The 11,836-nt window shown below is 41.7% G+C and carries 11 protein-coding genes; all 11 read left to right on the top strand.

Features of this window, described 5'->3' with window-relative positions; all coding sequences use genetic code 11:
- Positions 1-11 precede the first annotated feature (11 nt).
- The 11 genes from pyrE (at position 12) to CRO04_RS19245 (ending at position 11,758) form a co-directional block, all read left to right on the top strand.
- The gene (pyrE, locus tag CRO04_RS19290) at positions 12-689 is read left to right on the top strand and encodes an orotate phosphoribosyltransferase (protein ID WP_097005869.1); all 678 of its coding nucleotides are present in this window, start codon (positions 12-14) and stop codon (positions 687-689) included.
- A gap of 12 nt (positions 690-701) precedes the next feature.
- Positions 702-851, top strand: a complete 150-nt coding sequence (locus CRO04_RS26375) for a hypothetical protein (RefSeq protein ID WP_166432620.1) — start codon at positions 702-704, stop codon at positions 849-851.
- 77 nt (positions 852-928) lie between these two features.
- Positions 929-1,420: a VanZ family protein gene (locus CRO04_RS19285; RefSeq protein ID WP_097005868.1), complete on the top strand. Its 492-nt coding sequence runs from the start codon at positions 929-931 to the stop codon at positions 1,418-1,420.
- A complete protein-coding gene (locus CRO04_RS19280; protein ID WP_097005867.1) occupies positions 1,389-1,709 on the top strand; it encodes a DUF6142 family protein in 321 nt (106 codons plus the stop codon). Before CRO04_RS19285 ends, CRO04_RS19280 begins: the two co-directional genes overlap by 32 nt.
- A 2-nt stretch (positions 1,710-1,711) precedes the next feature.
- Complete coding sequence (locus CRO04_RS19275) at positions 1,712-3,787, top strand: aminopeptidase (RefSeq protein WP_097005866.1); 2,076 nt, start codon at positions 1,712-1,714, stop codon at positions 3,785-3,787.
- A 108-nt stretch (positions 3,788-3,895) separates the two neighbouring features.
- Positions 3,896-5,728 (top strand): methyl-accepting chemotaxis protein, encoded by a 1,833-nt coding sequence (locus CRO04_RS19270; RefSeq protein WP_097005865.1) that lies wholly within the window; start codon positions 3,896-3,898, stop codon positions 5,726-5,728.
- Positions 5,729-5,971: 243 nt separating this feature from the next.
- Positions 5,972-6,490, top strand: a complete 519-nt coding sequence (purE, locus tag CRO04_RS19265; RefSeq protein WP_097005864.1) for a 5-(carboxyamino)imidazole ribonucleotide mutase — start codon at positions 5,972-5,974, stop codon at positions 6,488-6,490.
- 25 nt (positions 6,491-6,515) lie between these two features.
- Entirely contained in the window at positions 6,516-7,541 is a 1,026-nt protein-coding gene (purM, locus tag CRO04_RS19260) for a phosphoribosylformylglycinamidine cyclo-ligase (RefSeq protein ID WP_097005863.1), read from the top strand.
- Positions 7,535-8,137, top strand: coding sequence for a phosphoribosylglycinamide formyltransferase (gene purN, locus CRO04_RS19255; RefSeq protein WP_097005862.1), 603 nt, complete (start codon positions 7,535-7,537; stop codon positions 8,135-8,137). Before purM ends, purN begins: the two co-directional genes overlap by 7 nt.
- Positions 8,134-9,408, top strand: coding sequence for a phosphoribosylamine--glycine ligase (purD, locus tag CRO04_RS19250; protein ID WP_097005861.1), 1,275 nt, complete (start codon positions 8,134-8,136; stop codon positions 9,406-9,408). Before purN ends, purD begins: the two co-directional genes overlap by 4 nt.
- Before the next feature lie 472 nt (positions 9,409-9,880).
- A complete protein-coding gene (locus CRO04_RS19245; RefSeq protein WP_097005860.1) occupies positions 9,881-11,758 on the top strand; it encodes a DUF4914 family protein in 1,878 nt (625 codons plus the stop codon).
- Positions 11,759-11,836 lie beyond the last annotated feature (78 nt).

The following is an 11,836-nucleotide window of genomic DNA, read 5'->3' as shown; positions in this document are numbered from 1 at the left end:
AGGACAGCTAAATGGAACAGTATAAGCAGGAGTTTATTGAATTTATGGTGGACAGCAATGTCCTGAAATTTGGAACTTTTACATTGAAAAGCGGAAGAAAATCCCCATTCTTTATGAATGCCGGTTCTTATGTAACAGGAGCACAGTTAAAGAAGCTGGGGGAGTATTATGCAAAAGCGATTCACGATAAGTTTGGAACTGAGTTTGATGTGCTGTTTGGACCTGCTTACAAAGGAATTCCTTTAAGTGTTACAACTGCAATTGCCTTTCATGAGCTGTACGGAAAAGAGATAAAATACTGTTCCAACAGAAAAGAAGAGAAAGATCATGGCGGAGACGCGGGAATTCTTCTTGGAAGTCCCATTCAGGATGGAGACCGGGTTGTTATTATAGAAGATGTGACCACATCCGGTAAGTCTATTGAAGAAACTTTTCCGATTATCAAGGCACAGGGTGATGTAACGATTCTGGGTCTTATGGTATCCTTAAACCGAATGGAAAAGGGAAAAGGAGAACAGAGCGCACTTTTGGAAATTCAGGAAAAGTATGGATTTTCAGCATCTGCAATTGTATCCATGTCAGAGGTAATCGAACATCTTTATAACCGGGAATACAAAGGAAAAGTATTGATTGATGATACGTTAAAAGAAGCGATTGATAATTATTACGAAATTTATGGCGTAAAATAAGGAGAACAGGATATGGAAAGAGTTTATAAAACAATGAGAAATGCAGGTGCATTAAATATAGTTGTTGGAATTATCGTGACTGCAATCGGACTTACTGCAGGAATCATATCAATTATAAACGGAGCGATATTACTGAAAAGAAAATCTGAAATTACATTTTAAACGTTATCTCAGGAGTTTAGTCTGCCAGGAATAACTTCCTGGCAGACATCTCCTTTTATGATAAAGATGGAGCTGTTATGATTAAAGATGCGACGAAACGGCAGAAGTTTGGTTGGGTGATTTTTATAATTTACCTGATCTTTTTGGCGTATTTTCTGTTTTTCTCGGATTATTTTGGGAGAGGCGGTCATATACGGGAAGATTATGCTTATAATCTGGTCCCTTTTAAGGAAATTAAGCGTTTTATCGTGTACCGCCACGTAGTCGGATTCCAGTCCTTCCTCTTAAATATTGTTGGGAACATAGCAGGCTTCATGCCCTTTGGTTTCTTTCTTCCGGTAATCAGCCGGAGGAGCCGCCGCTTTTTCAATACAATGCTGCTTAGTCTGCTGTTCAGCCTTTGCATTGAAACCACCCAGCTGATCTTCAAGGTAGGCAGTTTTGACGTAGACGATATGATCTTAAATTCGCTGGGAGGGATATTGGGTTATCTCCTGTATAAAATAATACAGCACATAAGAATAAGGAGGATGAGGCGTGGGAAAACAAAAAAAAGTGTCCTACATTAGAAAACCTTTTGCAAAAAAAAGTTTTTTTTCGTTGGGGCTGGCTTTAGGAGCACTGGTTTTGGGGGTTCTTGGAATATCCAGCGCTGCAATCACTGCCGGGCAGGCGCAGTTAAATGTTGCGGCTGTCTGCTTTTGCAGCATGCTGATTTCTATCTTTTCCCTGTTTTATGGTGTTTCGTCATTTTTTGAAAAAGAGAAGAAATACATACTGTCTAAAATTGGAATCGGCATCAGTGCCGTACTGATAATCTTCTGGACAGTTCTTTTAATTATCGGTATAAGGGGGTAAATATGGAATACACAAAGATGTTTGAACAGGAAAATGAGGGGATCATGGAACGTTTCCTTCTTTCTATGGAGCGGATCAGCCAGATGTCTGAGGAACAGACCGTGTCTGAGCCATTTCGTGATTATTTTACAAGGACTGCCTCATTTATCTGCCTCATGGGTGAGTACCTTGAGTTTTTGAAGGAAGGCGGACAAAACTCCGCTTCCTTAAATGAATTAAAAGAATGGAACCATAAATTTTATGAAGACATTCTTCCGGAGTCTTATGAAAGAAGTTATGCGAATCCGGCTTATGCAGTAAAAAAACTGGGCGATGGAATTGGTCAGCTCCTTTGCTATCTGTATAAGGAAATCAGGGGGGATATTGTTTTCATACATGAAAGCAGGCTGACAGATATCACCATTTTAAATGAAACGTTAATAGAAATCTATAACATGTTTGAGGACGGAGTACCGGAGGCGGCGTCTGTAAAAGAGGTGATTTACTGGTTCGTCAGTGATTATACCGATCATACAGTTACCTACCGTATCAGAGAGGTACTGGATCCTTCCCTTTCCTTTGCTGCAGATATTATTCGTGACAGCGACTTGACGGATCTTCGCTATCTTTACCGTTTTGGTGAATATATATCAGCATCTGAATGTCAGGTTGCCGAATATTTAAACTCTCTTCCGGAAGAGACGGTTCGTCTGATGGCGGATACTTATACGGAAGGATATAAAAAAGGGTTTGAGGTGATGGGCAGGGATCTATCAAAGAAGAATGCAGTCCAGATCCGTTATGAGGTTGGTTTTGAGCGTATGGTCAAATACGCCATGGAGAATTTTGAAAAGATGGGACTACAGGTTATTTTGTGCCGCGCAGCTGTCTGGGCAGTAAATACCAATGCCGGACGGAAATCTGGCTATTACAGCAAATCCCCTAACCGGCAGTATGATTATGATCACCGTTATGATGATGCCATTTACATGAATAAGGCATTTAAGGACAGAAAAGCGTCCGTACTGAAAGTTGCCTATGAAACATATAAAGACCTGGCTGCCGGCTACGCAGGGCCTGCTGTCATAGAAACCTTTGGAAAAGAAGGATTTCATCCGGTGAATAAGCAGGAAGCAAACCGCCTTGATTCCAGGCAGGAGAAGCTGGCTGTTGAGATGGCAGGAGAAAATGCCGAAATATCCAATCAATATATTCCTGGCGATGAGACAAGCTTCACCATCATTGCATTCCCGGTTCCGGAGATCGGCGTTAATTTCGAGGAGATATTTAACGAGACGATTGCCATTAATACCCTTGATTATGAAAAGTACAAGGGTTTGCAGCAGACGATTATCGATGCACTGGATGAGGCCGAGTATGTGGAAATTACGGGAAAAGGAACGAATAAGACACACTTATCGGTTGCACTTCACTCCTTAAAAGATAAAGAAAAAGAAACGAATTTTGAAAACTGTGTAGCGGATGTAAACATACCTCTTGGAGAAGTATTTACCTCTCCCAGACTTTCCGGAACCAATGGAGTTCTTGAAGTCAGCACCGTTTATATTACAGATTTTCAGTTTAAGGATCTGTCTATGACTTTTGAAAACGGCATGATTAAAGACTATTCCTGCAGTAATTTCGAAGATCCAAAGGAAGGAAAAGAACTGATCAGGCAGGTGATTTTAAAGAATCATGACACACTCCCCATGGGAGAGTTTGCCATTGGAACCAACACAACTGCCTACGCCATGGCCAGGAAATTTGCTATTCTTGACAAGCTGCCTATTTTAATCGTAGAAAAAATGGGACCTCATTTTGCAGTTGGAGATACGTGTTACAGCTGGTCGGAAGACAGCAGTTTCTACAATCCCAATGGCAAGGAGATTATTGCAAAGGAAAATGAGATATCGGCTCTTCGAAAAGAGGATGCATCAAAGGCATATTTCAACTGTCATACAGACATTACCATACCTTATGCAGAACTTGACAGGATAGAAGCTGTTTGTGCAGATGGGAAACGTATTAGAATCATAGAGGATGGGAAGTTCATATTAAAAGGTACAGAGGAATTAAATCTGCCCTTTTCTCAACTTTAGGCTTTAAAACTTTAGTATTTCAGAGAGAACCATTAAGAAATATTGAAAACAGACGATAATTTATAACGGAGTGGGAATTTTACAAAAGAGCAAAATGGAGGATACCAGATGAAGAATTTAAAGATTGGAAAAAGAATTACGGTCTCTTTTGGAGTTGTTTTTATTTTATTTTTAGTTGTATCATGTATTTCATTGTACAGTTTAATAGGGAATAATTCCAGATTTGTTGAATTTTATAATAACGGACATCAGGTATCGATGCTCACTGTGGAGATGAGACAGAATATTCAGTCAGCCGCAAAGAATGTGGGATATGCAACCATGAGTCTGGATTTGAATACCAGGGCCAAATACATTGATCAGTCCGAAGCGGATTTTAATAAATTAAAGGAAAATGTACAATTTTTGAAGGACCATTATAAAGGGGACAAAACCATAGTCGACAGCATAGAAAAGACCTTAAGCGATACGGAACCCTTTAAAGATAAAGTATTCACTCTGGCAAAAGAAAATAAGACCCGCCAGGCTACTGAAATTTTCTTCGATTCACTGGAACCGAATTTTAATCAGATCCAGTCAGATCTGATTAAGATCAGTGATGCAGCGAAACAGGATGCAGCCAATGATTTTTCCAGATCGCAAACTGATATGCATGTAACGGAAGCAATTGTCATACTGTTCCAGATTATCGGGGCAGCAGCAACCATCGTTCTTGCTTTATATATGACAAGAAGTATTGTAGCGCCGGTAAAAGAGATTGAAAAGGCTGCTGCGGAGATGTCAAAAGGCAGTCTCCATGTGGAGCTGGGTTATCAGTCAAAGGATGAACTGGGCGGTCTTGGCGACAGTATGCGTTCCACTATATCTAATATCGGCAGTATTATTGACGATATCATTTATATTTTAGGTTCCATGGCAGCTGGAGATTTTACAGTTGTTTCAAAGGACAGGGAAAAGTATGTTCTGGACTATGAGCCTATTTTACTGGCCATCAGGAATATCAGAGATAACTTAAGTAATGCCCTTTCCCGTATTAATGAATCGGCAGATCTGGTTGCCAATGGTTCTGAGCAGGTATCCTCCGGAGCCCAGGCACTGTCTCAGGGTGCGACGGAGCAGGCTTCCTCCATTCAGGAGCTGGCAGCAACAATTAACGATATCTCCAATCAGATCAATAAAAATGCAGAGAATGCAAAAGAAGCACGGATGAGATCAGAAGAAGCCGCACACAATGTAACAAAGAGCAATCAGAAGATGATGGAGATGAATCAGGCAATGACTGAGATTAATACCAAATCCAGTGAGATTGGTAAGATCATCAGAACCATTGAAGATATTGCATTCCAGACGAATATTCTTGCATTAAATGCTGCAGTGGAAGCTGCACGGGCGGGCGAAGCAGGAAAAGGGTTCGCAGTGGTAGCCGATGAAGTGCGCAATCTGGCAAGCAAGTCAGGAGAAGCGGCGAAGAATACTACAATTCTGATCGAAGAAAGTTTGCAGGCAGTGGAGAATGGAAGCAGGATTACTGCAGAGACAGCGAAAGCCATGCAGGATGTTGTGGAAGGCACCCGCCGCATTAACAATATTATAGAAGAGATCGCCACAGCTTCTGACAAACAGGCTGCTGCTGTTAATCAGGTAACGTTAGGAATAGATCAGATATCAAGTGTTGTCCAGACGACTTCTGCCACAGCAGAGCAAAGTGCAGCCGCCAGTGAAGAATTGTCAGGTCAGGCACAGATTATGAAAGGTCTGGTTGAGCAGTTTAAGGTTTACAATGGAAATACCCAGCAAAGCAGTTTGCCATTAAACACTGCAGTGGTTGGATCGGATGAGAATGAGATTTCTGTATACAACGAAGAATCAGATCCCATTCCGGTACCAATCGATCCGGTTTATTTTGAAGATTCTTCCACATATAATAACAGCAAATATTAAAATACATAACAGGTGTAAAAGCCGGAGGATGTGGATTCTCTCCGGCTTTTTGCGCCTGTTTTTTTGAATTACAGGGCATACTTAAAAATATAAAGAAAATTATTGACGGCGCAGAGAAAAGCTAGTATTATAATTAATAAGTAACAATTAATTAGTGAGAGTAAAGTATTAGTATTACTTATTAGTTACATTACTCTAAATAATGAATAACACATGATTGGAAGAGGAAAAGGAGAAATTACTATGGCAAACGTATCAATTGTTATGGGAAGTGATTCAGATATGCCTGTTATGGCACAAGCTGCAGAGGTTCTGGAGAAACTGGGTGTAGAATTTGAAATGACTGTCATTTCCGCACACAGGGAACCCGATATATTTTTTGAATATGCGAAAACAGCAGAAGCCAGAGGCATTAAAGTCATAATCGCCGGAGCAGGAAAAGCGGCTCATCTTCCGGGAATGTGTGCTGCATTATTTCCAATGCCCGTCATTGGAATTCCGATGAAAACCTCTGATCTTGGAGGCGTGGATTCCCTTTATTCCATCGTACAGATGCCTTCCGGTATTCCGGTTGCAACCGTGGCAATTAACGGCGGTACCAATGCAGGAATTCTGGCAGCAAAGATATTGGCTGCGGGGGACAATGAACTATTAAAAAGACTGAAGGAATACTCAGAAAATCTAAAGAATGATGTGGTGAAAAAAGCAGAAAAGCTGGAGCAGATCGGCTATCGGGAATATCTGTCACAGATGAAAAAATAGGATTCTAAAAGCGGAGGAAATAAAGATGGATTATAAGAATGCCGGAGTAGATATTGAAGCTGGATACAAATCAGTTGAATTGATGAAAAAGCATGTACAGGAAACGATGAGACCGGAAGTACTTGGCGGGCTTGGCGGGTTTTCAGGAGCATTTTCAATGTCTGCTTTTAAAGATATGGAGAAGCCGACTCTGGTATCAGGAACAGATGGAGTAGGAACGAAACTGAAGATTGCATTTCTTATGGATCAGCATAATACGGTAGGAATCGACTGTGTAGCCATGTGCGTCAATGATATTGCCTGTGCAGGCGGTGAACCGCTGCTTTTCCTTGATTATATTGCCTGTGGAAAAAATTATCCGGAGAAGATTGCAGAAATCGTCAGTGGTGTGGCAAATGGCTGCAAACAGGCAGGTGCTGCACTGATCGGAGGAGAGACTGCGGAGATGCCTGGTTTTTATCCGGAAGACGAATATGATCTGGCAGGTTTTGCAGTAGGAGTTGTAGATGAGAAGAATCTTGTTACCGGTGCAGACATAAAAGCTGGTGATGTATTAATCGGAATAGCTTCATCCGGTGTTCACAGCAATGGTTTTTCTCTGGTGAGAAAGGTATTTGACGTAACAAAAGAAACTTTGAATGTTTATTATGAAGAATTAGGCAGTACCCTGGGAGAATGCCTGATTGTGCCTACCAAAATCTATGTAAAAGCATTAAAGCTTGTAAAAGAAAGCGGTGTGGCTGTAAAAGGCTGCAGCCATATTACCGGCGGCGGATTTTATGAGAATATTCCACGCATGCTTCCGGAAGGTATCTGTGCTTCAGTGAAGAAAAACAGTTATCAGGTTCCACCCATCTTTCAGCTTATAGAAGAAAAGGGGGATATAGCGGAAGAAATTATGTACAATACTTTCAATATGGGAATCGGTATGGTGCTGGCAGTAGATCCGGCTGATCAGGATAAGACCCTGGAGGCAATCAGGGCTGCAGGTGAGAAAGCCTGTGTAATCGGATGTACAAAAGAAGGTGATAAGGGCGTGGTCTTATGCTGAGAATCGGCGTGCTGGTATCCGGAGGAGGAACCAATTTACAGGCAGTCTTAGATGCTATTGAAAGCGGACAGATAACAAACGCAGAGGTAGCCGTAGTTATCAGTAATAACCAGAATGCCTATGCGCTTAAACGGGCAGAGATTTATGGAATTGATGCTGTCTGCATTTCGCCAAAGGATTACAGTAACAGGGAATTATTTCACGATGAACTTTTAGCCCGGATTGATGCATATCAACTTGATTTAATTGTACTTGCCGGTTTTCTTGTTACCATTCCTGAACGAATGATTAAGAAGTACAGAAACCGTATTATAAATATTCACCCGTCTCTCATCCCGGCTTTTTGCGGGACAGGCTATTATGGACTTAAGGTTCACGAAGCAGCATTAGCCAGAGGTGTGAAAATCACAGGAGCTACGGTCCACTACGTTGATGAAGGAACGGATACTGGTCCGATTATTCTGCAGAAAGCAGTGGAGGTAAAGGAAGGCGATACGCCGGAGATGCTTCAGAAACGAGTGATGGAAGAAGCGGAATGGAAGATTCTTCCCCAGGCGATTGCCATGATTGCAAAGAAACAGGAGGAAAAAGCATGAAGGTTCTGATCATAGGCGGCGGCGGCAGGGAACATGCGATTGCATGGAAGGCAGCTCAGAGTCCGAAGGTCCATAAGCTGTACTGTGCTCCGGGTAATGCCGGAATTGCTGAGATTGCAGAATGCGTTGACATTGGTGTAATGGAATTTGACAGACAGGTGGAGTTTGCCAGAAGTAAGGGAATTGATCTGGTAATTGTTGGTCCTGATGATCCTCTTGTGGCAGGAGCTGCAGATGAATTTTTAAAAGCAGGAATCCGGGTATTCGGTCCGGAAAAAAAGGCGGCATGTCTGGAAGGTTCCAAATCATTTTCCAAAGATCTGATGAAAAAATATAACATACCCACAGCTGCGTATGAGACATTTGATTTAGCATCAGATGCGCTTTCCTATCTGGAAACTGCTAAAATGCCGGTTGTTTTAAAGGCTGACGGCCTTGCTCTTGGCAAGGGAGTCTTAATCTGCAATACACTGAAAGAGGCAAAAGACGGTGTCAGGACTCTGATGCTGGATAAGCAGTTCGGTTCTGCCGGTGACCGGATTGTAGTCGAAGAATTTATGGTCGGGCGGGAAGTGTCTGTTCTGGCATTTGTGGATGGGAAAAACATAAAGATTATGACCTCTGCCCAGGACCATAAAAGAGCTCAGGATGGAGATAAAGGTCTTAACACAGGCGGAATGGGCACATTTTCCCCCAGCCCTTTTTATACAGAAGAAATTGATGCATTCTGCAGAAAATACATCTATCAGGCAACGGTGGATGCAATGCAGTCTGAAAACAGGGAATTTAAGGGAATTATCTTTTTCGGCCTGATGCTGACGAAAGAAGGCCCGAAGGTTTTGGAATATAATGCAAGATTTGGAGATCCCGAAACCCAGGTAGTGCTTCCGAGAATGAAGAATGATATTATAGAAGTATTTGAAGCCTGCATAGACGGGACCTTAGATAAGATTGACCTGCAATTTGAGGACAATGCTGCTGTCTGCGTCGTTCTGGCTTCCGATGGGTATCCGCAGCATTATGAGAAAGGATTTCCAATCAAAGGACTGGAACGTTTTAAAGACCAGACTGGTTACTACGTATTTCACGCAGGAAGCCGGTCGGGGGAAGATGGTATTCCTGTTACTAACGGGGGAAGAGTTCTGGGTGTGACAGCCCTGGGAAGGGATTTAAAAGAGGCCAGATCAAATGCTTATGAAGCCACAAACTGGGTGGATTTTGCAAACAAATATATGAGACATGATATTGGAAAAGCGATTGATGAAGCTTAAAATCTTACCATTTCACTGGAATCCATGCATAAAAAACGTTGACACAGCAGTATTTTCATGATATTGTATCTCTACAGTAGGACTCTAATCTTTTAAAGTGTTTTTCTACATTACTATTTGAAGACGGCATAGGATAAGACTGGATTTACACAGTTTCATAGTACCGGAAGACATTTAAAACGGGTTACATAAAAAAGTGTAGCTGAGCCGATATCCAGGTTGAGGGTATCGGCTTTTTCCATAATGCCTGATAAAGGGAGGTTGATCCATAAGAGCAAGATTTAAAAATATTGTCAATAAGAGGGTAAGGCAGTATTTAGTAGTAAAAGCTGGGTGAGTATTATGACGAAAATTGTCAAAAATAAACTATGTAATGCTAATGTTTGGGACTTATAAAACTACATAGTTTGTACCAGTGCAGTCTTCGGTACAAACTTCAGGTGCATAATTATGCACGGGAATGGAGGAAAATATGCTAGATTGTTTACGTAAATTAAATTTACCGGAGTATGTACAGGATATTTTAAATCAGTCAAAGGGTGTCATCATCCCGAAAACAAGAAATGATTTATTAACTCTTGCTATGGGTGGGGATGAAAATATTTCTTTCGATATAGATTACGAAGTGGAAGGCAAGGGGAAGATATTAGAAGCCACCGCAACCAAATGTAAAAATGGTATTGTAATCAATTATATGGAAGATTATATGCGCAGACGTGATCCGAACTCCATGCTGATCGCAGACAATAATCCGACTGATAAGCCCAGATATGAGGATGTATATCAGAACGATTTTGAAACACTCAGAATGGAAACATTTGACTGGCTGAAAAATCAGGAACTGATATTTTTCCCATTTAAATCCGGCGGTTTGGAGTATGGATATGATTCTGTATTAGTAGCTCCGGCCAATGCAGGATTTTTTGCAGCAGGCCTTGCAGATCTCCAGGGATTTTTAAACATAGACGATATCTCGCATGATTTTAATCCGAGAGCGGTTGTTTTTCTGGCACCGCCATTCCGTCATACACATTTTAATGGTAAGCAGGCAGTGATACACAACCGCTTAAAAGGACTGCATGAAGTATATGCCTATAATCTTTATCCAGGACCAAGTGCAAAGAAAGGTATTTATGGTGTACTGCTGGATATCGGGGAAGAGGAAGGCTGGGTAACTGCTCATGCATCAGCGGTTAAGGTTATCACGCCCTACGATAATGAAATTGTGATTATGCATGAAGGTGCATCTGGCGGAGGAAAAAGCGAGATGCTGGAAGATATCCATAAAGAGATGGATGGAAGAGTTATTTTAGGAAAGAATACGGTAACAGGAGAGAAGAACTATTTAAATCTTTCTGAGACCTGTGATCTGATTCCTGTTACGGATGATATGGCTTTGTGCCATCCAAAGATGCAGCAGGGCAGTAAGAAACTGGTTGTAAAGGATGCAGAATCGTCCTGGTTTTTAAGAGTGGATAATATTAAGCGCTACGGAGCTTCCCCACAGTATGAGAGGATTTTTATTCAGCCGGAAGAACCATTAATCTTTTTAAACCTTCAGGGTGTGCCGGAAGCAACTTGTCTGCCATGGGAGCATACGATGGACAGTACTGGAAAGCCCTGCCCAAACCCACGTGTAATTCTCCCAAGAAAACTGGTTCCTAATTCTATCGATGAGCCGGTTGAGGTTGATGTCAGAAGCTTTGGTGTAAGAACACCTGCATGTACAAAAGCCAATCCGTCATATGGAATTATGGGTATCATGCATATCCTTCCTCCTGCTCTTGCATGGCTGTGGCGTCTGGTTGCACCAAGGGGATATAACAACCCAAGTATTATCGATTCCCAGGGAATGACCAGCGAAGGAGTGGGATCCTACTGGCCATTTGCAACAGGTAAGATGGTAACTCAGGCTAATCTGCTTCTGGATCAGATTTTGCAGTCTTCTAATACCCGCTATGTACTGATTCCAAATCAGCATATCGGAGCGTATGAAGTGAGTTTTATGCCTGAGTGGATTTCCAGAGAATACATTGCCCGACGCGGAAGCGCAAAATTTAAGCCTGAGCATCTGGTGGAAGCACGCTGTCCCCTGTTAGGTTTTGGTCTGGAATCATTAAAGATTGACGGACAATATATCAGAAGAGCATTCTTAAGACCGGAGACACAGCAGGAAGTGGGCATTGAAGGCTATGATGCCGGTGCTGCAATCTTAACTGAGTTCTTTAAGCAGGAGCTGGTGAAATATAATACAGATGAGTTAAATCCATTAGGAAAGCAGATTATCGAGATGTTCATGAAAGGTGCAACTGTTCAGGATTACCTTGAAATTATGCCTATGAGATATTAAAATCAGACCATAAGAAGTCTGTATGTGTAAGGAAGCGCGGCTTAAAGATGATTATCATCGAAAAGCCTCGCTTCCTTT

The sequence above is a fragment of the Lacrimispora amygdalina genome, assembly GCF_900205965.1.
GTDB classification, from domain to species: domain Bacteria; phylum Bacillota; class Clostridia; order Lachnospirales; family Lachnospiraceae; genus Lacrimispora; species Lacrimispora amygdalina_A.
This window is presented reverse-complemented; position numbering and strand designations above follow the sequence as displayed.

Bases quoted from the DNA above. Each gene is read 5' to 3' on its own strand.
- purE (WP_097005864.1), top strand. From the start codon at position 5,972: ATGGCAAACGTATCAATTGTTATGGGAAGTGATTCAGATATGCCTGTT.
- purM (WP_097005863.1), top strand. From the start codon at position 6,516: ATGGATTATAAGAATGCCGGAGTAGATATTGAAGCTGGATACAAATCA.
- CRO04_RS19285 (WP_097005868.1), top strand. From the start codon at position 929: ATGATTAAAGATGCGACGAAACGGCAGAAGTTTGGTTGGGTGATTTTT.
- CRO04_RS19275 (WP_097005866.1), top strand. From the start codon at position 1,712: ATGGAATACACAAAGATGTTTGAACAGGAAAATGAGGGGATCATGGAA.
- CRO04_RS19270 (WP_097005865.1), top strand. From the start codon at position 3,896: ATGAAGAATTTAAAGATTGGAAAAAGAATTACGGTCTCTTTTGGAGTT.
- pyrE (WP_097005869.1), top strand. From the start codon at position 12: ATGGAACAGTATAAGCAGGAGTTTATTGAATTTATGGTGGACAGCAAT.
- purN (WP_097005862.1), top strand. From the start codon at position 7,535: ATGCTGAGAATCGGCGTGCTGGTATCCGGAGGAGGAACCAATTTACAG.
- CRO04_RS19245 (WP_097005860.1), top strand. From the start codon at position 9,881: ATGCTAGATTGTTTACGTAAATTAAATTTACCGGAGTATGTACAGGAT.
- purD (WP_097005861.1), top strand. From the start codon at position 8,134: ATGAAGGTTCTGATCATAGGCGGCGGCGGCAGGGAACATGCGATTGCA.
- CRO04_RS26375 (WP_166432620.1), top strand. From the start codon at position 702: ATGGAAAGAGTTTATAAAACAATGAGAAATGCAGGTGCATTAAATATA.